Here is a 20,213-nt window from a genome sequence, read left to right as displayed (position 1 = left end):
CGGCCTCTGTTTCCCATCGGAGGGGCGGGTAAACTGTTTTGACTCATTCCAATTCTAGCGTCCGGGCTTCACCAGCGGAAACGGGAGTGTCTCGCGGATCGTCCGGCCGGTCAGCAGCATCACGAGCCGGTCCACGCCCAGGCCGAGCCCGCCGCTGGGCGGCATCGCGAACTCGAACGCGTCCAGGAAGTCCTCGTCGAGCTCCATCGCCTCGGGGTCGCCGGCCGCCGCCCGCAGCGACTGCGCGGTCAGCCGGGCCCGTAGCTCCACGGGGTCGACCAGCTCGGTGTACGCGGTGCCGAGCTCCATCCCGAACGCCACCAGGTCCCAGCGCTCGGCCAGCCGCGGGTCGTCGCGGTGCCCGCGGGTCAGCGGGGAGACGTCGACGGGGAAGTCGGTGTAGAACGTCGGGCCGACCGTCGCGCCCTCCACCAGGTGCTCGTACAACTCCAGCACCAGCTGCCCGTGCGTCCAGCCGTCGAGCCAGGCGATCGCGAGCTTGTCGGCCAGCTCGCGCAGCTCGGCCACCGTCGAGCCCGGGGTCACCGCCGCCCCGGCCGCCTCCGACACCGCGGTGTAGACGGGCACCACCGGCCACTCCTCGCGCAGGTCGACGACCCGATCCTGCCCGGCGAACGGGCGGCGCAGCACCGGCTCGTCGCCCGCGGCGGTCAGGATCAGTTCGCGGACCAGCCCGCGCATGGTGGTGTAGTCGCCGTACGCCTCGTAGGCCTCCAGCATCGTGAACTCGGGGTTGTGGGTCGCGTCGACGCCCTCGTTGCGGAAGTTGCGCCCGATCTCGAAGACCCGCTCGACGCCGCCGACGGCCAGCCGCTTGAGGTACAGCTCCGGCGCGATGCGCAGGTAGAGCCGCATGTCGTAGGCGTTGCTGTGGGTCACGAACGGCCGGGCGTTGGCCCCGCCGTGGATCGGCTGCAGCATCGGGGTCTCGACCTCGACGTACGCGTGCGCGTGCAGCGCCCGGCGCAGCGCGAACGTCACCGCGGAGCGGGTGCGCACCATGTCCCGGGCCGGCCGGTTGACGATGAGGTCGACGTGGCGGCGGCGGACCATCGCCTCCGGGTCGGCCATGCCCCGGTGCTTGTCCGGCAGCGGCTGCAGGCACTTCGCGGTCAGCTCCCACGCGTCGGCGAACACCGACAGCTCGCCGCGCCGCGTGGTGCCGACCTCGCCGGCCACGCCGACGTGGTCACCGAGGTCGACGGTCGCGGCGAAGCCGGGCCGCCCGCTCAGCACCACCTGGACGTCGCCGGTCCAGTCGCGCACGGTGGCGAAGCACAGCCCGCCGTGGTCGCGCACCCGCATCACGCGGCCGGCCACCGCGACCCGCTCGCCGGTGCGCGCGTCCGCGGCCAGGCCGGGGTGGGCGGCGCGGACCTGGGCGACGCTGTGGGTGCGGGGGAAGCCGGGCGGGTACGGCTCGATGCCCTTGGCCCGCAACGCGTCGAGCTTGGCCATGCGGATGCGCACCTGTTCGGGCCGGCGGCGCTGGGCGGGCCCGGCCCCGGCGGCGGTCGCGGCCGCGAGCTCCTCGTCGGTGATGACGAGGTCGCGGCGGTCGGTGGCGAACGGCGACGCCTTGCCCCGCCGCAGCAGGGTGCGCAGCGACGGTACGACCACGAAGCCCTCGGCGACGCCGGAGGCGAGCCCGACCTTGGGCAGGTCCCGCACGTCCTCGAAGCACAGGAACCGGGGCAGCCACTGGGGGTTGTACTTCACGTTGGAGCGGTACAGCGACTCCAGCTGGAACCACCGCGACCCGACGAGCAGCAGCGCCCGCCACAGCCGCAGCACCGGCCCGGCGCCGATGCGGGCACCCTCCTCGAACGCCGCCCGGAACACCGCGAAGTTCAGCGACACCCGGTGCACGCCGATGCGCGGCGCCTCCCGCATGAGCGTGGCGACCATGGTCTCGATGAGCCCGTTGTCGGACTGCCGGTCGCGGCGCATGAGGTCCAGCGACAGCCCGCCCGCGCCCCACGGCGTGAACGACAGCAGGGCGACCTCGCGCCCGTCGGCGTCGTGCGCCTCGACGAGCACGCAGCGGCCGTCGTTGGGGTCGCCGAGGCGGCCCAGCGCCATGGAGAAGCCGCGCTCGGTCTCGGTGTCGCGCCACTGGGCGGCCAGCTCGATGATCCGCACCATCTCCTCGGCGCTGATCTCGGCGTGGCGGCGGATGCGCACCGTGTACCCGGCCCGCTCGACCCGGTGCACCGCCTGGCGTACCTGGCGCAGCCGGGCCGACTCGAGGTCGAAGTCGCGCACGTGCAGGATCGCCTCGTCGCCGAGCTCGATGACGCGCAGCCCGGCCCGGGCGTACGCGGTCGCGCCCTCCTCGCCCGCGCCCATCACGGCCGGCGTCCACGCGTACTCGCGCGCCTCCCGCAGCCACGCCTCGATCGCCGGACCCCACGCGTCGGGGTCGCCGAGCGGGTCGCCGCTGGCCAGCGACACGCCGAAGACCACGCGATAGGTGATCGCGGCCCGGCCCGAGGGCGACAGGATGACCTCCTTGTCGCGGCGGGTGGCGAAGTACCCCAGCGAGTCCCGCTCGCCGTGCTCGGCCAGCAGCCGGCGCACCGCGCGCTCCTCCTCCGGGTCCAGCGAGGCGATCATCCGCTGCGAGCGCAGCAGCGCGAAGAGGGCCGCGAAGAGGGCGATCGCGCCGAAGACGCCGAGCACGAGGTTGACCCAGCCCGGGGCCCGCCCGTGCCGGCCGACGTCGAAGGCGAAGGCGCCGCCGAGCACGATCCGGCCGCTGTACGCCAGCCGCGTCGCCCCGGCCCCGAGCGAGCCCGGGAACAGCTCGACCAGGCCCCACCCGACGGCCGTGAACGCGAGGAGCAGGACGCCGAGCGTGGCCAGGGCCTTGGGCAGGCTGGCCGGCTGGACCTTGGCGTCGAACTGGGACCGGCCCAGCCACAGCAGCCCCAGCAGCGCCGCGGTCAACGCGAGGTTCACCGCCGCGGCGGTCGTGCCGTGGAAGGGCAGGTGCAGCTCGCGGGCCTCGGCGCCGCGCTCGCCCAGGTCCGACAGTACGAACAGGTCGTACAGGCCCTGCACCCCGAACACGCCGACGAGCAGCCAGAACGCGATCCGTTTGCGGTTGTGCACGCCGGCCGCGAGGGTCACCAGGAACGCCGCGTAGCCGACGTTGGCGGGGGCGGGCACCAGCAGCGCGTCGACGCTCGCGCGCACCGGGTGGACCCGGGCGCCGAGCGCGACGCTGACCGCGGCCGTGGCGCACAGGACCGCCACGGCCATCAGGCCGCCCGCGAACCAGTCGGGGATGGCTTTCTTCACCGGGACATCATGCCGTGTGTGCTCAACCGTGCTCGTTGATGTACCGCTGCGGGTCCTTGTCCGTGAACGTGAGGCCCTTGCCGCTGGGGTGTTCGCCGTAGAAGGTCAGCCACTGCTCGCCGAGCTCGATGCGCAGCTTCGCTCCGGCGTGCCTGCGGAAGTCGGGCAGCACCTCGTCCTCCTCCTCGGTGAGGTGCTCGCTGTTCTCCTTGCGCGCGTCCCAGACCGCCTTCCACCACTCGTCCGAGCCGGCCGGGTGCCGGTTCGCCGCCTCGATCGCGTCGCGGATCTTGTTGTGGTCGCGGATCGCGTCGTCGGTCTCCTCCACGGCCTCGTCGGTGTGCTGGTTCAGCAGGTGCGGGTACAGAATCCGCTCCTCGGCCTCGGCGTGGATCTCCAGGTGCAGTGCCAGCGCGCTCCACACCGCGGCGAGCTGCTCCTCGCCCTCGGCGTCGTCGAGGCGCGCGAAGCCGCGGCGAAAGGCGGCGTGGTCGTCGAGGATCAGCGCGGTGATGTCGTCCATGCCGAACATCTTCACCTGCCCCGGAGGTTTTCAAACCGGAGTTCAGTCCGCGTCGTGCAGGTCGTAGCCGCGCTTGGCCAGCTTCGTCTCGATGGTGCGGCAGACCCGCTCCAGGACGGCGACGCGGGCGTAGCGCTTGCTGTCCCCGGGCACGATGTGCCAGCGGGCCCGGGGCCGGTCGGTGCGCTGGAACATCTCCTCGACCGCGGCCTCGTAGTCGCCGCGGCGCTCCCGGTTGCGCCAGTCCTCGTCGGTGAGCTTCCACGAGCGCAGCGGGTCGCCGGCCCGGTCCTCGAAGCGGCGCAGCTGCTCCTCTGGCGAGACGTGCATCCAGAACTTGATGAGGATCATGCCCTCGGCGGTCAGCGTGCGCTCGAGCTCGGCGATCTCGTCGTAGGCGCGCTTCCACTGCTTGGCGGAGGCGAAGCCCTCGACGCGCTCGACCAGCACGCGGCCGTACCAGGAGCGGTCCAGCACCGCCATGCCGCCCCAGCCGGGCAGGACCCCCCAGAACCGCTGCAGGAAGTGGTGCCGCTTCTCGTCGTAGGTCGGGGCCGCGAACTGGGAGACGCGGACGTGGCGCGGGTCGAGCGGGGCGACCAGGCGCTTGATGGTGCCGCCCTTGCCGGAGGCGTCCCAGCCCTCGAAGAGCACGCACAGCGGCGGGCCGATCTTGTGCGCGCCGAGCTGGCCGCCCAGGAGCAGGCGCAGGCGCAGCAGGCGCTGCTGCGCCGCGGCGAGCCGGTCCTCGGCGTCCGTCCGGGAGAGGTCGGCCGACAGGTCGACCTCGGAGAGCCTGCTCGTCGTCATGCTCCGAGCCTGGCACAAGTGCGGCCACGGGTCAGCGGCCCCGGGGGCACCGGGGGCAAGATTGCCGGATGCAGCCATTCGCGTCCGTCGAGGTGTACACGACCGCGCCCGCCTCGGTGCAGGTCGACGGCCCGTCCTTCCGGCGGCGTCTCGCCGACGTGACCCGGTGGACCGATGCGGCCGGCTGCACCGGGCTGCTGGTGTACTCCGACAACTCCCTCATCGACCCGTGGCTCGTCGCCCAGCTGATCCTGGAGCAGGCCGAGCGGGCCACGCCGCTGGTGGCGGTGCAGCCGGTGTACGTCTCGCCCTACGCGGCCGCGCGGATGGCGGCCACGCTCACCTTCCTGCACGGCCGCCGCATCCACCTCAACCTGGTGACGGGCGGCTCCCGGCAGCACCTGGAGGCGCTCGGCGACGACGGCGTGGAGCACGACGAGCGCTACGACCGCCTGACCGAGTACGCGACGATCGTCCGGCAGCTGCTCGACTCGCCCCGCCCGGTCACCTTCGAGGGCCGCTACCACCGGGTGCGGGCGGCCTCGCTGCCGCAGCGGCCCCCGGCGCCGCTGTCGCCCCGGCTGGTGCTGTCCGGCTCCAGCGAGCGCAGCGTGCGGTGCGCCGGTGAGCTGGGAATTCTCCGGTTCGCCTACCCGAAGCCGGCGAGCGACTACCCCGCGGACGGCCCGCTGCTGCGCGGCGCCGGCATCCGGCTGGGGATCATCGCCCGCGCGGACACCGCGGCGGCGTGGCGGGCCGCCCAGGAGCGCTTCCCGGGCGACCCGATGGGGGAGCGCCGCCACCGCGTGGTGAGCCGGCTGACCGACTCGCACTGGCACGCCGAGCTGTCCGCGGCCGAGGCCGAGGGCGTCTACTGGCTGCACCCGTTCACGACGTACCGCACGTTCTGCCCGTACCTCGTCGGCTCCTACGACGAGGTGGGCGCCTACCTCGCCGGCTACCTGGCCCGCGGGGTCGAGTCGGTCATCCTGGACATCCCCGCCGAGGAGGACGACCTCCACCACGCCCGGCTCGCCTTCGCGTCGGGCGCCGCCCTCGTGCCGGGGGCGTGACGCGCGCAACTGTGATCCAGCTGAGGATCTTGGCCGTTCAGCAACCTTGCGGTGGGAACCTGATCTCGTGAGCACGCAACGCCGAACCGTCCTGCGGGTTACCGGTCTGCTGCTCGTGCTCGCCGTCGCCCTGCTCACGCTGCGCAAGAACCTGCCCGACCTGGGCCAGACCCTCGGCGTGCTGCGCTCGGCGCACCCCTGGTGGCTGGTGCTCGCCGCCGCCGCGGAGATGACCTCGCTGCGCCACTTCGCCCTGCAGCAGCGGCGGCTGCTGGCCGGGTTCGGGGTCCGGATGTCGGTACCGCGGGCCATCGCCGTCACCTTCACGCGCTCGGCGATCTCGTTCAGCCTGCCCGCCGGCTCCGCGGTGTCGGCCGGCTTCGCGTTCCGGCAGTTCCGCACCGCGGGTGCCACGCGGCGCACGGCCGGCGCGGTCGCGGTGCTCTCCGGCGTGCTGTCGGCGGTCGCGCTCGTGCTCATGTACGGCGCCGTCGTGCTGATCCCGGCGGGCGGTGCCACGGGCAACGCCGACACCCTGGTGCTGACCGTCGCCATGCTGGTCGTCGCCGGCCTGGTGTTCGGGCTCGACTTCCTGCTCTCGCCCCGCCGCCCCACGCCGCCGCCGCAGCTGGCCGATGACGTGGAGCCGGACCGGGCGGGTGGCTGGGTGGCCCGCTCGAAGGCCTCCGCCCGGCGCACCTGGGACGACCTGCGCCGGCTGCCGCGCCGCTCCTGGGTGCTGTCCCTCGTGCACGCCACCGTCAACTGGGGCCTCGACTTCGCGTGCCTGGCCGCGACCGCCGCCGCGTTCGACATCGACGTGAGCCCGGTGGCGCTGGCCACGGTGTACATCACGGTGCAGCTCGTCCGTCAGGTGCCGCTGAGCCCGGGCGGCATCGGCGTGGTCGAGGTCGCGCTGCTGGCCGGGCTCGTCTCGGCCGGGGCCGGGCACGGGCCCGCGGCGGCGGCGATGCTGGTGTACCGCCTGCTGTCCTGCTGGATCATCATCCCGCTCGGCCTGCTCGCCTACGCCACGCTGCGCCGCGGCCCGAAGCCCGCCGAGGCGCCGCCGGTCCAGCCGCCCGCGCTCGCCGGCCGGCACTGACATCTAACAAAGATCTTTCAAATCTCACACCGCTGCTGTTAGATTCGGGGCGTGTCCAGCGACCGCCTCGACCTGACGCTGCGCCTCGTGCGCGGCAGTGGCCGGCTCACCCTCGCCGAGCTCGCCGAGCGCCTCGGCGTCTCCGAGATGACCGTCCGCCGCGACCTCGACCAGCTGCAGGAGCAGGGCCTCGTGCGCCGGGTCCGCGGCGGCGCCGTCGCCCTCGACGTGCCGGCCGAGGCGGCCGGGTTCGCGGTCCGCGAGCGCTGGTCGGCCGCGGTGAAGGCGCGGATCGGCCGGGCCGCCGCCGCGCTCGTCGAGCCGGGCGGCACCGTGCTGCTCGACGCCGGTACGACCACCGCCGAGCTCGCCGCGCACCTGCCGGCCCGGGCCCCGCTGACCGTCGCCGTGCTCAGCCTGCAGGCCGCCGCACGCCTGGCCGACCAGCCCGGCATCCGGCTGCTCGTCATCGGCGGGGAGTCCCGGGCGGGGGAGCGCAGCCTGGTCGGGCCGCTCGCGCTGAGCGCCCTGGAGCAGCTGCGCTTCGACACGTTCGTGATGTCGATCGGCGCCGTGCACCGGGACGGCTGGTCGGAGTTCGACCTCGACGACGCGGCGGTGAAGCGGGCCGCGCTGCGCCGGGCCGGGCGCACCGTCGCCGTCGCCGACGCCTCCAAGCTCGGGGTGCAGGCCTTCGCGCACGTCGCCCCCCTCGGGGCGGTCGACACCCTCGTCACCGACGCCACGACCGAGAACGACACCCTGGCCGCCCTCCGCGAGGCCGGCGTTCAGGTCGTCCCGACCGAAGGAGACCCCGCATGATGATTCTCGTGGCCGGCCCCTACCGCTCCGGCACCGGCGACGACCCCGCGAAGCTGCGAGCCAACGTCGACGCCATGAACGACGCCGCCGTGCGGCTGTTCCGGGCCGGGCACCTGCCGGTCACGGGGGAGGCCCTGGCCCTGCCGCTCATCGAGCGCGCCGGCTCCGGGGCCGTCGGCGACCCGGTGTTCGACGAGATCTTCCACCCGATCTCGGCGCGGCTGCTCGAGCGCTGCGACGCGGTGCTGCGCATCGGCGGGCCGTCCGCCGGCGCGGACGAGATGGTGGCCCAGGCCCGGGCCGGGGGCAAGGCGATCTACGCGGCGCTGGCCGACGTTCCCGCGGCGGGCGCCTGAGCAACGCCGAGGCCCCGGGACCGGCGGTCCCGGGGCCTCGATGACGAGCCTGTCAGTGCAGCATGACCGGCGTCGCACCCTCGGGCTGGCTCTCCCCGAGGCGCGCGACCGCCCGCTTGCGCGGCAGGAAGGCGATCGGGATGAACGTGCACAGCACCAGGATGAAGCCGACCCAGTAGGTCGAGGCGAACGAGTCGGCGAGGAAGTGCAGCCCCCGGTCGATCAGGTCCGGACCGCCCGGCATCTGCGCCAGCCGCGGGTCACTGTGCGAGGCGACGGCCAGCTCGGTGATGGTCAGCGGCTTGCCGGTGAGCGGGTTGGTCGAGCCGGGGACGATCGGGGCGTCGTTGGTCTTGCTGGTCAGGATGACCGACATGATCGCGCCGCCGACCGAGCCGCCGATCTGCTGCAGGATGTTCACCAGTGTGGAGCCTCTGGCGACCTCGTGCGGGCTGAGCGTCTTCAGCGCCGAGGTCATGATCGGCATCATCGTGCCGCCCATGCCCAGGCCCATCACGAACAGCGAGCCCTCCAGCAGCAGGAACGACGTGTCCGGCTCGACCTGCGTGAAGGAGAAGAAACCGATGGCGATGAGGGACATCGCGAACGGCACGGTGCGCCCGATCGGAATCTTGTCGGCCAGCATGCCGGCGATGGGCATGGTGAGCATCGCGCCGATGCCCTGCGGGGCCATGAGCAGGCCGGCGTGCAGGGTCGTCTCGCCGCGCACCTGGAGCCAGTAGCTCGGGAAGAGCAGGCCGGCACCCATGAACGCGATGATGAAGACGAACAGCGAGAGTGTCGCGAACGTCAGGTTGCGGTTGCGGAACAGCCGCAGGTCGAGCAGCGGGTGCTTGGGCTTGAACGAGTAGAAGATGAACCCGATCACCAGCAGGCCGCCGATGAGCATCGGCAGCCAGACCTTGGTGGCGCTCATCGTGCCGGTCTCCGGCAGCGACGACACGCCGAACAGGAACAGCGCGAGGCCGGGGGAGAGCATCAGCATGCCGATGAAGTCGAAGGACTCCGACGGCTCGGTGTTGTCCTTGGGCAGCGCGAACCAGGCGTAGACCAGCGCGATGGCGCCGATCGGCAGGTTGATCAGGAAGATCCAGTGCCAGCTGGCCACGTCGATGAGCCAGCCGCCGAGGATCGGGCCGCCGATGGGGCCGAGCAGCATCGGGATGCCGAGCACGGCCATGAGCCGGCCGATGCGCTGCGGGCCGGCCGCGCGCGTCATAATCGTCATGCCGAGCGGCATCAGCATGCCGCCGCCGAGGCCCTGCAGCACCCGGTAGCCGATCAGCTGGTTGATCGAGTCCGCGGTGGCGCACAGGCCGGAGCCGACCGTGAACAGGAAGAGCGCCAGCATGTACAGACGTTTGGTGCCGAAGCGGTCCGCCGCCCAGCCGGACAGCGGGATCACCGTCGCCAGGGCCAGCGTGTAACCGGTCATCGTCCATGCGACGCGCGCGTACGTCGCGTCGAACTTGTCCATGAACGTCGGGATCGCCACGCTGACGACCGTCACGTCGAGGATCGACATGATCGCGCCGAGCACGACCACGCCCGCGATCTTGAATACGGCGGCGTCCAACTTGTCAGGCGCCGCCGCCGCGCCTCCACCGGAGGCGACGGCTGCTTCCTGCTGAGCCACGTCCTTGCTCCCCCCACCGTGTGCGACTCACACGTACAAGTGTTTGGTTTCGGCGTCAGCGTACGCGGCCCGCGATGGGCCGCGCGATCGAGATCCTCTGCTTACGCTGCGGGCGCAAGCGGCGTCTCGGCTGAGACTCAAACCTTCTAAGGGTACGCTAAGCTCTACGGGTGAACGACCATGCCCACGACCTGGATGCGCACCCCGTCCGCCGCAACACGAAGCAGCGCGACGCCGTGATGACGCTGCTCGGCGACGTCGACGGCTTCTACAGCGCCCAGGAACTGCACGTGATGCTGCGTGAGCGCGGCGCGAACGTGGGCCTCACGACCGTATACCGCACGCTGCAGCTGCTCGCCGAGAACAACGAGATCGACGTCATGCAGGCGCCGGGCAGCGACACACGGTACCGCCGCTGCAGTGACCGGCATCACCACCACCTCGTCTGCCGCGGCTGCGGCCGCACGGTCGAGGTGCTCGGCCCGGCGGTCGAGCGCTGGGCCGACCGCATCGGCGACGAGCACGGCTTCACCGATGTGAGCCACACCCTGGAGATCTTCGGGACCTGCGCCGCCTGCAAGCACTGACCGCGGTGGACTACTCGGCGCGGTGGACGGCCGCGGCCCGGGCGCGGGAGTCGGCGCGCCCCGACCGCCTCTTCGACGACCCGTGGGCCGCGGCGCTCGCCGGCGGCGTCGACGCGGGGCCGGAGAACCCCTACCTGCCGGTCCGGACGCGGTACCTCGACGACGCCATCCTGGCCGCCGGGTTCCCGCAGGTCGTGCTGCTCGGGGCCGGCCTCGACACCCGGGCCTGGCGGCTGCCGCTGCCGCCCGCCACCACCGTCTTCGAGGTCGACCGGGCGGGCGGGCTCGGGCCCAAGCGGAGCCTTGTCCCCGTTCCCCCGGGGTGCGCCCGGCGCGAGGTCGAGGCCGACCTGTCCGCCCCGGACTGGACCGTTCCCGGCCTCGACGAGCGCGCGCCCGTGCTGTGGGTGGCCGAGGGGCTGCTGTTCCACCTCGCCGCCGACGCCGTCGAGCGGCTGCTGGCCCGCGCGGCCGCCCTGTCGCGCGGCGGCGGCCGGCTGCTCGCCGACGTGTTCGGGACGGGACTGCTGCGGCTGCCGTCCCTGGCCGGGCGGCGGCCGGCCCCGTTCTGCACCGACGACCCCGCCGGGCTGTTCGGCCGGGCCGGCTGGACGGCGTGCGCGTGGGACCTGGCCGGGTCGCCGGCCGCGAACTACGGCCGCCTGGGCGGCCGGGCCGGGGCCGGGGACCCGGGGATGCGCACCTACCTCGTGAACGCCTCGGTGTAGGCGTCGATCTCGGCGATCAGGGCGGCCTTGCGCGGCTCCTCCAGGAACGAGTACCGCACCCCCTGCCGCGCCAGCTCCGCCACGCCCTCGGCGGACAGGCCCAGCAGGGACGCCGCGACCAGGTACTCCTGGTTGAGCGTGGTCGAGAACATCGGCGGGTCGTCGGAGTTGACGGTCACCGGCACGCCCGCGGCCACCAGGGCCGCGAGGGGGTGCTCGGCGAGCGACGGGACCGAGCGGGTGCACACGTTCGAGGTCGGGCACACCTCGAGCGCAATGTCGTGCTCCTTCAGGTGGGCCATGAGCGCGGGGTCGGACGCGGCCGCGATGCCGTGGCCGATGCGCTCGGCGCCCAGGTGGCTCAGCGCGTCCCAGATGGTCTCGGGGCCCGTGGACTCGCCGGCGTGCGGGACGCTGCGCAGGCCGGCCGCGCGGGCCTGGGCGAAGTGCGGCGCGAACCACTCGCGGGGCACGCCGTGCTCCGGGCCGCCGAGGCCGAAGCTCACCAGGCCCGCCGGCCGGTGCTTGAGCGCCGTCTCCAGGGTCACGTCGGCCGAGGGGATGCCGGCCTCGCCGGGGATGTCGAAGCACCAGCGCAGCTCGGTGCCGTGGTCGCGGGCCACGCGGGCGCGGGCGTCCTCGACCGCCTCGCAGTAGGCCTCGGCGGGGATGCCGCGGGTGATCGACGAGTACGGCGTCAGGGTCAGCTCGGCGTAGCGGACGTTCTGCGCGGCCAGGTTCGCGCCGATGTCGTACGTCAGGGTGGCCACGTCCTCGGCGTCGCGGATCAGGTCGACGACCGACAGGTACACCTTGATGAAGTGGGCGAAGTCGGTGAACGTGAAGTACTCGGCCAGCAGCTGCGCGTCGGCCGGGACCGGGGTGCTGCCGGCGTGGCGCTCGGCGAGGCGGGCCACCGTCGCCGGGGCGGCGGAGCCGACGTGGTGCACGTGGAGCTCGGCCTTCGGCAGGCCGGCCACGAACTCGGTGAGGTCGCGCATGGGGAGAATGCCCTCCGCGTCGGAAGGCGCCCTTCGTTCCCGTGGACGGCCCGAGCGTGGCGGATGCGAGCACCCGTCGCAGCGCCTCTCGGCCCGCAGCCCGACGATAACAGGTAGCCGTTCGTCGCGGTTCAGTAACGCGACGGGCCCCGAAAACCGATCATGTTCGATACCCTCGGCCGAATGACGATCATGGAAGCGGCGCCGACGGTGAAGGGTGTGCCCTTCCTCGGCAGCGCCCTCGAGATGGGCCGCGACCCCGCGGCGTTTCTCGTGAAGGCGTACCGCGAGCACGGGCCGGTCTTCCGGGTCAAGCTGCTCGGCAGGACGTACACGGTCATCGCCGGAGCGGACGCGGCCGAGTTCATGAACTCCCGCGAGGGCCGGGAGTCCCTGCGCTCCAAGGAGTACTGGCAGGGCATGATCGACGAGTACGGCGCCACCCGGACGCTCACCGGCGAGGACGGCGAGAGCCACAAGGAGCTGCGCGAGCTGATGCGGCGGGGGTACTCCCGCGACGCCATCAAGGGCCGCGGGCCCGAGCTCATCGAGATCACCGACCGGGTGCTCGAGCGCGACTGGCCGGCGGGCACGACCGTCCCCGTCGTGCAGCGCATGCAGTACCTCGTCACCGAGCAGCTCGGCGAGCTGCTCACCGGCTCCGCGCCGCACGAGTACGTGGCCGACATCCGGCTGCTGACCCTGTACGTGCTCAACGTGCTCGTCACCCGGCAGCGGCCGCGGATCCTGCTGCGCAACCCGAGGTACAAGCGGGCCAAGGCACGGGTCTTCGAGCTCGGCGAGCGCATGGCGGCCGAGCTGCGGGCCCGCCACGGGCAGACCCCGGAGGCCGAGCGCAACCTCGTCGAGGACCTCATGGACGCCCACCTCACGCGGCCCGGGCTGGTGCCGGCCGAGGACCTGGTGCTCACGCTCACCGGGCCGTACGTGGCCGGGCTGGACACGGTGGCCAACACGACGGCGGCGTTCGTCTACGCGGTGCTCAAGCACCCCGAGGTCCTGGCTCAGATCCGGGCCGAGGCCGACGCGCTCTTCGCCGGCGGCGAGCCGATCGGCGACGACGCCGCGCGCCGGCTGCCCGCGACGCGCTACGCGCTGATGGAGACGATGCGGCTGTACCCGGTCGCGGTCACCCTGATCCGCACCGCGGCCCGCGACTTCACCTTCGCCGGGCACACCGTGCGGGCGGGCGAGCCGGTGTTCATCGGCACGACCGTCCCGCACTTCATGGAGGAGTACTTCGCCGAGCCCGCGAGGTTCGACATCACCCGCTACGACAAGCCCCGGGCCGAGCACCTGCAGCCGGGGGCGTACTCGCCGTACGGCCGCGGGCCCCACACCTGCCTCGGCAAGAGCTTCGCCGACGTGCAGATGGCGCTGTCCATGGCCCGGCTGTTCCACCGCCTCGACCTGGAGCTCGAGTCCCCGGACTACACCCTGGCGACGCGGACGGCCCCGACCCCGGGCCCGGCGATGTCGTTCAAGGTGCGCGTCAGGGGCGTGCGCAACTAAGTTCTTAGGCCATGAGCGGCCTCGCGTTATCCAGTGCCTCCGGCCGGTGGGTGCTCACCGCCACCATCCTCGGCTCCGGCATCGCCTCGATCGATGCGACGGTCGTCGGCATCGCCCTGCCGGCGATCGGGCGCTCGCTCGGCACCGGCCTGCAGGTGCTGCAGTGGGTCGTCACCGCCTACACGCTGACGCTGGCCGGGCTGCTGCTGCTCGCCGGGGCGCTCGGCGACCGGTACGGCCGGCGCCGGGTCTTCGCCGTCGGCGTGGTGTGGTTCGCGGTCGCGTCCGTGCTGTGCGGGATCGCGCCGGGCGGCTGGACGCTGGTGGCCGCCCGGGCGCTGCAGGGCGTCGGCGCGGCCCTGCTCACGCCGGGCAGCCTGGCGATCCTGCAGGCGTCGTTCCGGGCCGAGGACCGCAGCCGGGCGATCGGCGCGTGGTCGGGGCTCGGCGGCGTCGCCACCGCGATCGGGCCCTTCCTCGGCGGGTGGCTCGTCGGGCTCGGCGCGTCGTCGTGGCGGCTCATCTTCGCCATCAACGTGCCGATCGCGGCGGCGGTGGTGTACCTCACCTGGCGCCACGTCCCCGAGTCCCGCGACGAGGCCGCGAGCGGCCGGGTCGACCTGGTCTCCGGGCTGCTCGTCACGGCCGGGCTCATCGGCGTCACGTACGGGCTCATCGAGGGCCAGGCGCTGGGCTGGGGCAGCGCCCCCGTGCTCGCCGCCCTGGCCGCCGGGGTCCTGCTCATCGCCGGGTTCCTGTGGCGCCAGACCCGCCTGGAGCACCCGATGCTGCCGCTGGAGCTCTTCGGCTCGGCCCAGTTCACCGCGACGAACGTGGTCACGTTCGTCATCTACGGCGCCCTGGGCGGCGCGCTGTTCCTGCTGCCGATCCAGCTGCAGCAGGTCGCCGGGTACTCGCCGCTGCAGGCCGGCGTCTCGCTGCTGCCGGTGACGGTCGTGATGCTGCTGCTGTCCGCGCGCTCGGGCGCCCTCGCCGCACGGATCGGGCCGCGGCTGCAGATGAGCGTCGGGCCGGTCGTGGCCGGGGCCGGGATGGCGCTGTATGCCCGCATCGACGCCGACGGCGCCTATCTGACCGAGGTGCTGCCCGCGGTACTGGTGCTGGGTCTGGGTCTGTCCATCACGGTCGCGCCGCTGACCTCCACCGCGCTGTCCGCGGCGCCGGCCACCCACGCCGGGATGGCCTCGGCGGTGAACAACGACGTGGCCCGGGCGGCCGGCCTCATCGCGGTGGCGGTGCTGCCGGCCGCGGCGGGCATCACGGCCGCCGCCTACGCCTCGCCGGACCTGCTCTCCGCGGGCTTCCACCGGGCGGTGCTCATCTGCGCCGCGCTGTGCGTGCTGGCCGGCGGGCTGGCCGCGGCCACGATCCGCAACCCGGCGGCGCCGCCCACGCCTTCGGCGCCGGAGGAGCAGCCCTGGCGGCACTGCGCCCTGGATGCTCCTCCGGCGGTGGTCACACCGTCTGCAGTTGCTCCCGCGGCTCCGGGGTCGTCACCGTCGCCGCCGGCGGCTCCGGCGTCCTGAGGCGGCGCAGGGCCACCAGTGCGATCGGCACCCCGACGGCGACGAGGGACGCGGCCACGACCAGCGAGAACTGGTACCCGGCCAGGAAGCGGTGCAGCGGCGCGCCGCTCGCCGAGGACTGCCGGTTGGACAGGATCGCGCCGAGGATCGTGATGCCGAGCAGGCCGAAGACCTCGCGGGACACGTTGAGCATGCCGGAGGCGATGCCCGCCCGGCCCTGCGGCAGCGCGCCCAGGATCACGTTGTTGAGCGGCACCAGCAGGCCGCCGCCCAGGCCGAAGACCAGGAACCAGGGCAGGAGGTCGGTGTACCCGGAGCCCTCGCCGACGGTCGCCAGCCCGCCGACGCCGGCCGCCATCAGCGCCATGCCGGCCGCGACCGTGGCCCCGGCGCCGAAGCGCGACTCGAGCCGCGGCGCGACGGTGGCCATGACCGCCATGACGAGCGCCATGGGGATGAAGGCCGAGCCCGCCTCGGTCGGCGAGAAGCCGAGGACGTTCTGCAGGAAGATCGCGGTGAAGAAGTAGATGCCGAAGACGCCGAACGCCCAGAGGCCCATGGTGGCGAGGCCGCCGCTGAAGACGCGCATCCGAAAGAACGCCAGGTCGACCATCGGGTGCTCGGTGCGCAGCTCGATCACGACGAAGCCGATCGCGGCGAACGCGGCGAGGGCGAACGCGCCCAGGATGACGCCGGAGGTCCAGCCGCGCGACTCGCCCTCGATCAGCCCGTAGGTCAGCGCGAACAGCGCCAGGGCGCTGGTGGCCAGGCCCGGCAGGTCGAGGCTGCGGTTGGCGCTGCGCCGGCCCGCGGGCAGCGTCAGCGCGCCCAGCACGGCGGTGGCCAGCCCGATCGGGGCGTTGATGAGGAAGATCCAGCCCCAGGAGGCGTGCTGGCTCAGGTACCCGCCGGTCAGCGGCCCGATCGCGAGGGCCAGGGCGCCCACACCGCCCCACACGCCGATCGCCGCGCCGCGCTCCTTCGGGTCCGGGAACAGCTCCGTGATCAGGGCCAGCGCGGTCGGGGTCAGCAGCGCCGCGCCGACGCCCTGCAGCGCCCGCGCCCCGATCAGCATCTCCTGGCTGCCGGCCAGGCCCGCGGCGACCGAGGCGGCGGTGAAGATGCCCAGGCCGAGGAAGAACGTGCCGCGCATGCCGAACACGTCGCCGAGGCGGCCGCCGACCAGCAGCAGGCCGGCGAAGACCAGGATGTACGCGCTCGCGATCCACTCCAGCCCCGAGATGCTCAGGTGCAGGTCGCGCTGGATCGACGGCAGCGCCACGTTGACGACGTTGTTGTCGAGGTACGTCATGAAGGTGCCCAGGGCCACGGCGACCAGGGCCAGCCAGCGGTTTCTCATAGCTCGTCATCCCCCTATACGGTGTACCTGTACGTCGTACATGTACGTTGTAGAGGAGAACCCATACGTTGTACAGTTGTCAAGTGCCGCCCAAGACCTCATCCCTCACCAAGGCCGCCGTCGCCGAGCGCGCCCTGCGCATCGGCGACGCCGACGGCCTGGAGGCGATCACCATTCGCCGGCTCGCCACCGAGCTCGGCGTCACCCCGATGGCGCTCTACTGGCACTTCAAGAACAAGGAAGAGCTGCTGCTCGGCCTCATCGACCACGTGATGGCCGACGTGCGCGCCGACCGCGCGGCCACCGACCCCTGGCCCGTGCAGCTGCGCGCGATGGTCGAGGCGCTCGTCCGCGCGATGCGGGCCCACCCCTGCCTGCCCGACCTGCTGCACGCGGCCGACAAGAAGGACGTCGAAAGCTTCACCCGGGCCACCGACGACTCCCTCGCCCTGCTGGAGCGGGCCGGGTTCTCCCTCGAGGAGGGGTACTGGGTCGCCTCCTACCTGCTGCACTCGGCCATCGGCCTGGTGCACGCCCAGCCCGGCTGCCCGATGGCCGTGCCCCCGGACCAGGTCGGCGAGTGGCTGCGCGGGCAGCGGATCCAGCTGCAGAGCCTGTCCGCCGAGCGGTACCCGCAGATGGTCCGCCTCGCCGACACCTACCAGACGCTGCCCGACCTCGACCGCTACTACGCCTTCGGGATCGACCTGGTGATGGGCGCGGTGGAGAAAATGGCTGCGGGTCGCCCGGTAGCATCCTGAGCGACCAGGTTATTTCTCTGTTTTGTCTGGGAAAGGTGCGCGGCGGCATGCTCGACATCGAGTTGATTCGCAAGGACCGGGCCTCCGTCGAGGCCGGACTGTCCAAGAGGCTCGACCCGTCCGAGGTGTCCCGCGCGCTGAGTGTGATCTCCGACCTGGACAAGCAGCGCCGCGAGCTCATCGGCGAGATCGACGCGGAGCGGGCCCGGCGCAAGGAGGAGGCCCGCGCGTTCGCCGCGGCCAAGGCCGCCGGCCAGGCCATCGAGACCACACGCGACGCCAAGGCGGCCCTGGCCGAGCTCGAGGAGCGCCTGGCTCAGACCCAGCGCGACCTCGACACCGCCATGAGCGTGCTGCCGAACCTCCCCGCCGACGACGTCGTCGCCGGCGGCAAGGAGGGCAACCAGGTCATCAGGGTCTACGGCGAGGCCCCGGAGATCGACAACCTCCGCGACCACGTCGAGCTCTCGACCAAGCTCGGCCTGGTCGACTACGAGCGCGGCACGAAGCTCGGCGGCTCCGGCTCCTGGATCTACACCGGCTGGGGCGCCCGCCTCGAGTGGGCCCTCGTGAACTGGTTCATCGACCGGCACTTCGCCGCCGGCTACCAGTTCATGCTCCCGCCGCACCTGCTGCTGGACTCGGCCGGCTTCGCCGCCGGGCAGTTCCCGAAGTTCTACGACGAGGTCTTCCACATCGCCGTCGGCGAGGGCGAGCGCGGCAAGTTCCTGCTGCCCACGTCGGAGACCGCGATCCTGGGCGCGTTCCAGAACGAGATCTTCGATACCGCGGACCTGCCCCACCGGGTGTACGCGTACACCCCCTGCTACCGCGACGAGCGCGCCGGCTCGCACTCCGACGAGCGCGGCACCGTCCGGGGCAACCAGTTCAACAAGGTCGAGATCTTCCAGTTCACCACCCCCGAGGACGGCGAGAAGACCCTAGAGGAGATGGTCGACTACGCCGAGGGCCTCGTGAGCGACCTCGGCCTGCACTTCCGCCGCTCCCTGCTGGCGGCCGGCGACGCGAGCGCCTCCATGCGCAAGACCCTCGACATCGAGGTGTGGATGCCGAGCATGGGCAAGTACAAGGAGGTCTCGTCGGTCTCCTGGGCCGGCGACTACCAGGCCCGCCGGGCCGGCATCCGCTACCGGGTGCCCGGCTCCAAGACCAACCGCTTCGTGCACACGCTGAACGGCTCCGCGCTGGCCACGAGCCGGCTCCTGCCCGCGATCCTCGAGCAGTTCCAGCAGGCCGACGGCTCGGTGCTGGTGCCGGAGGTACTGCGGGACAAGGTCGGCACCGACCGCCTCACGAAGCCGGCCAAGCGCCGATAACGCGACATGGGCCCCGCACGACGTGAACGTGATCACGTCGTGCGGGGCTTCTTGCTCGGCTACGCTTTCGGGTGAACGAAGGGGAGTAGTCCTCAACTGCCCGGTCGACATACTGGTGCCGCTCGCGACACCCGGCCGCGCGGCTTCCGTTTTCGGAAGCGGACGAGACTTTCGGCCTCGCTGTCAGCTGTGTTTTCGAGCTGGACGGCCGGGTCGAGGTCGTCTTCCGGCTCCTCGCCTCCCGGCTGGTCCCGGGAAGGGTTCCACCTTGAGCGCGTTCCTCGCCGCCCTCGCCATCAGCTTCGGTGTCATCTTCGTCGCCGAACTGGGCGACAAGTCCCAGCTGATGGCGCTGACGTTCGCCACTCGCTTCCGCACCATGCCGGTGCTGGTGGGCATCACCATCGCCACCGCGGTCGTGCACCTCGTCTCCGTAGCCGTCGGCTACGGCCTCGGCGCGGCCCTGCCGACCGCCTGGATCTCCCTCGTGGCGGCCGTGGCCTTCTTCGCGTTCGGCGCCTGGACCCTGCGCGGCGACAAACTGACCGAGGAGGAGCGAGGCAAGGCCGAACGCACGACGCGCTCGGCGATCGTCGCCGTGGGCGTGTCGTTCTTCCTGGCCGAGCTGGGCGACAAGACCATGCTGGCCACGATCACCCTCGCGACCCAGCACGGCTGGCTGGGCACGTGGATCGGCTCGACCGTGGGCATGGTCGCGGCGGACGCCCTGGCCATCGTGGTAGGCCGCCAGCTGGGCCGGCACCTGCCGGAGAAGGCCATCAAGTACGGCGCCGCGGCCCTCTTCGCCATCTTCGGCGCCTGGCTGCTGTTCGAGGCCCTGCGCGAGCTCCTCTGACCGCTCCCGCCCGCCAGGCCGAACACTTCGCGCCACGAAGTGCTTCGGCGGCCGGGCGCAGCGCGCGCTCAGCGCCCAGCGGCGCCGTGCACTTCGCGCCGTGCCGTGCCGTGTTGGCCGTGCGCCGAACACTTCGCGCCGTGCCGTGCACGTCGCGCCGTGCGGTGCTGTGCGCGTCGTGCGGTGCCGTGCTGGCCATGCGCCGTGCGCCGCGTGCCGTGCGGTGCCGTGAGGGCCGTGCCGGCCGTGCCGTTCTGTTTCGTGGAGAACACCCACAGCCCGGCGTCGCCGTGCGCTTCGTGCTGTGCCGGCCGTGCGCCGTGCCGCGCCGGCCGTGCGCCGTGCGCTTCGTGCCGCTTCGCGCCGTGCCGGGCCAGCCGTGCGCCATGCGCTTCGTGTCGTGTCGTGTCGTGCCGGCCGTGCGCCGGGCCGGCCGTGCGCCGTGCCGCGCCGTGCGGCCGTGCGCCGTGCGCTTCGTGCCGCTTCGCGCCGTGCCGGGCCGGCCGTGCGCCATGCGTGTCGTGTCGTGTCGTGTCGTGCCGGCCGTGCGCCGGGCCGGCCGTGCGCCGGGCCGGCCGTGCGCCGTGCCGCGCCGTGCCGGCCGTGCGCCGTGCGCTTCGTGCCGCTTCGCGCCGTGCCGGGCCGGCTGTGCGCCGTGCCGCGCCGTGCCGGCCGTGCGCCGTGCGCTTCGTGCCGCTTCGCGCCGTGCCGGGCCGGCTGTGCGCCGTGCCGCGCCGCGCCGGCCGTGCGCCGTGCGCTTCGTGCCGCTTCGCGCCGTGCCGGGCCGGCTGTGCGCCGTGCCGCGCCGCGCCGGCCGTGCGCCGTGCGCTTCG

General features: G+C 72.9%; 17 protein-coding genes and 1 pseudogene. 11 read left to right on the top strand and 7 right to left on the bottom strand.

The genetic code is table 11. The annotated features are described in order from the left end of the window. Positions 1–54 precede the first annotated feature (54 nt). From lysX to AB0B76_RS55125, 3 genes are read right to left on the bottom strand one after another with little or no spacing between them, the layout of a single operon-like run. On the bottom strand, positions 55–3,324 hold the full coding sequence (lysX, locus tag AB0B76_RS55135) for a bifunctional lysylphosphatidylglycerol synthetase/lysine--tRNA ligase LysX (protein WP_360393287.1): 3,270 nt from the start codon (positions 3,322–3,324) through the stop codon (positions 55–57). A 22-nt stretch (positions 3,325–3,346) separates the two neighbouring features. Continuing rightward, positions 3,347–3,847, bottom strand: a complete 501-nt coding sequence (locus AB0B76_RS55130) for a hemerythrin domain-containing protein (protein WP_360393284.1) — start codon at positions 3,845–3,847, stop codon at positions 3,347–3,349. Positions 3,848–3,889: 42 nt separating this feature from the next. Then, positions 3,890–4,657 carry a UDP-galactose-lipid carrier transferase gene (locus AB0B76_RS55125; RefSeq protein ID WP_360393281.1) on the bottom strand — a complete coding sequence of 256 codons (768 nt, stop codon included), beginning with the start codon at positions 4,655–4,657 and terminating at the stop codon, positions 3,890–3,892. Positions 4,658–4,725: 68 nt separating this feature from the next. Between AB0B76_RS55125 and AB0B76_RS55120 the strand changes: the two genes are divergently transcribed. The 4 genes from AB0B76_RS55120 to AB0B76_RS55105 all read left to right on the top strand — a co-directional run bounded on the left by AB0B76_RS55120 (position 4,726) and on the right by AB0B76_RS55105 (position 8,013). Next, positions 4,726–5,730 carry an LLM class flavin-dependent oxidoreductase gene (locus AB0B76_RS55120; protein WP_360393278.1) on the top strand — a complete coding sequence of 335 codons (1,005 nt, stop codon included), beginning with the start codon at positions 4,726–4,728 and terminating at the stop codon, positions 5,728–5,730. 67 nt (positions 5,731–5,797) lie between these two features. Next, the gene (locus AB0B76_RS55115; RefSeq protein WP_360393275.1) at positions 5,798–6,835 is read left to right on the top strand and encodes a lysylphosphatidylglycerol synthase transmembrane domain-containing protein; all 1,038 of its coding nucleotides are present in this window, start codon (positions 5,798–5,800) and stop codon (positions 6,833–6,835) included. 51 nt (positions 6,836–6,886) lie between these two features. After that, positions 6,887–7,657 (top strand): DeoR/GlpR family DNA-binding transcription regulator, encoded by a 771-nt coding sequence (locus AB0B76_RS55110; RefSeq protein ID WP_360393272.1) that lies wholly within the window; start codon positions 6,887–6,889, stop codon positions 7,655–7,657. After that, positions 7,654–8,013: a DUF4406 domain-containing protein gene (locus AB0B76_RS55105; protein WP_360393269.1), complete on the top strand. Its 360-nt coding sequence runs from the start codon at positions 7,654–7,656 to the stop codon at positions 8,011–8,013. The genes AB0B76_RS55110 and AB0B76_RS55105 overlap by 4 nt, the downstream gene beginning before the upstream one ends. Before the next feature lie 52 nt (positions 8,014–8,065). On the opposite strand, the gene AB0B76_RS55100 is transcribed toward AB0B76_RS55105, so the two are convergent. Then, the gene (locus AB0B76_RS55100; protein WP_360393266.1) at positions 8,066–9,670 is read right to left on the bottom strand and encodes a DHA2 family efflux MFS transporter permease subunit; all 1,605 of its coding nucleotides are present in this window, start codon (positions 9,668–9,670) and stop codon (positions 8,066–8,068) included. Positions 9,671–9,840: 170 nt separating this feature from the next. Here AB0B76_RS55100 and AB0B76_RS55095 point away from each other — a divergent pair, with 170 nt between their 5' ends. Together AB0B76_RS55095 and AB0B76_RS55090 are read left to right on the top strand one after the other, a co-directional pair. Next, positions 9,841–10,257, top strand: coding sequence for a transcriptional repressor (locus AB0B76_RS55095; RefSeq protein ID WP_360393263.1), 417 nt, complete (start codon positions 9,841–9,843; stop codon positions 10,255–10,257). Positions 10,258–10,262: 5 nt separating this feature from the next. Continuing rightward, positions 10,263–10,985: an SAM-dependent methyltransferase gene (locus AB0B76_RS55090; RefSeq protein WP_360393260.1), complete on the top strand. Its 723-nt coding sequence runs from the start codon at positions 10,263–10,265 to the stop codon at positions 10,983–10,985. Here AB0B76_RS55090 and AB0B76_RS55085 read toward each other — a convergent pair. Further along, positions 10,961–11,986, bottom strand: a complete 1,026-nt coding sequence (locus AB0B76_RS55085; protein WP_360393257.1) for an adenosine deaminase — start codon at positions 11,984–11,986, stop codon at positions 10,961–10,963. The two genes, AB0B76_RS55090 and AB0B76_RS55085, sit on opposite strands and share 25 nt — an antisense overlap. Positions 11,987–12,169: 183 nt before the next feature. Between AB0B76_RS55085 and AB0B76_RS55080 the strand changes: the two genes are divergently transcribed. Beyond that, on the top strand, positions 12,170–13,519 hold the full coding sequence (locus AB0B76_RS55080; protein ID WP_360393254.1) for a cytochrome P450: 1,350 nt from the start codon (positions 12,170–12,172) through the stop codon (positions 13,517–13,519). A gap of 11 nt (positions 13,520–13,530) precedes the next feature. Further along, positions 13,531–15,066 (top strand): DHA2 family efflux MFS transporter permease subunit, encoded by a 1,536-nt coding sequence (locus tag AB0B76_RS55075; RefSeq protein ID WP_360393251.1) that lies wholly within the window; start codon positions 13,531–13,533, stop codon positions 15,064–15,066. Here AB0B76_RS55075 and AB0B76_RS55070 read toward each other — a convergent pair. Beyond that, complete coding sequence (locus tag AB0B76_RS55070) at positions 14,996–16,426, bottom strand: DHA2 family efflux MFS transporter permease subunit (protein WP_360393249.1); 1,431 nt, start codon at positions 16,424–16,426, stop codon at positions 14,996–14,998. The genes AB0B76_RS55075 and AB0B76_RS55070 overlap by 71 nt on opposite strands. Positions 16,427–16,509: 83 nt before the next feature. Here AB0B76_RS55070 and AB0B76_RS55065 point away from each other — a divergent pair, with 83 nt between their 5' ends. The 3 genes from AB0B76_RS55065 (at position 16,510) to AB0B76_RS55055 (ending at position 19,380) form a co-directional block, all read left to right on the top strand. Next, positions 16,510–17,187: a TetR family transcriptional regulator gene (locus AB0B76_RS55065; RefSeq protein WP_360393246.1), complete on the top strand. Its 678-nt coding sequence runs from the start codon at positions 16,510–16,512 to the stop codon at positions 17,185–17,187. Positions 17,188–17,234: 47 nt separating this feature from the next. Further along, positions 17,235–18,524 carry a serine--tRNA ligase gene (gene serS, locus AB0B76_RS55060; RefSeq protein WP_360393243.1) on the top strand — a complete coding sequence of 430 codons (1,290 nt, stop codon included), beginning with the start codon at positions 17,235–17,237 and terminating at the stop codon, positions 18,522–18,524. A 268-nt stretch (positions 18,525–18,792) separates the two neighbouring features. After that, positions 18,793–19,380, top strand: coding sequence for a TMEM165/GDT1 family protein (locus tag AB0B76_RS55055; protein WP_360393240.1), 588 nt, complete (start codon positions 18,793–18,795; stop codon positions 19,378–19,380). Positions 19,381–19,448: 68 nt separating this feature from the next. On the opposite strand, the pseudogene AB0B76_RS55050 reads toward AB0B76_RS55055, so the two are convergent. Further along, a pseudogene (locus AB0B76_RS55050) lies at positions 19,449–20,213 on the bottom strand (hypothetical protein); the annotation flags it as partial.

It is taken from the genome of Dactylosporangium sp. NPDC049140 (genome assembly GCF_040648435.1).
Note: the sequence above shows the minus strand (reverse complement) of the source record. Positions and strands in the feature narration are given on the sequence as shown.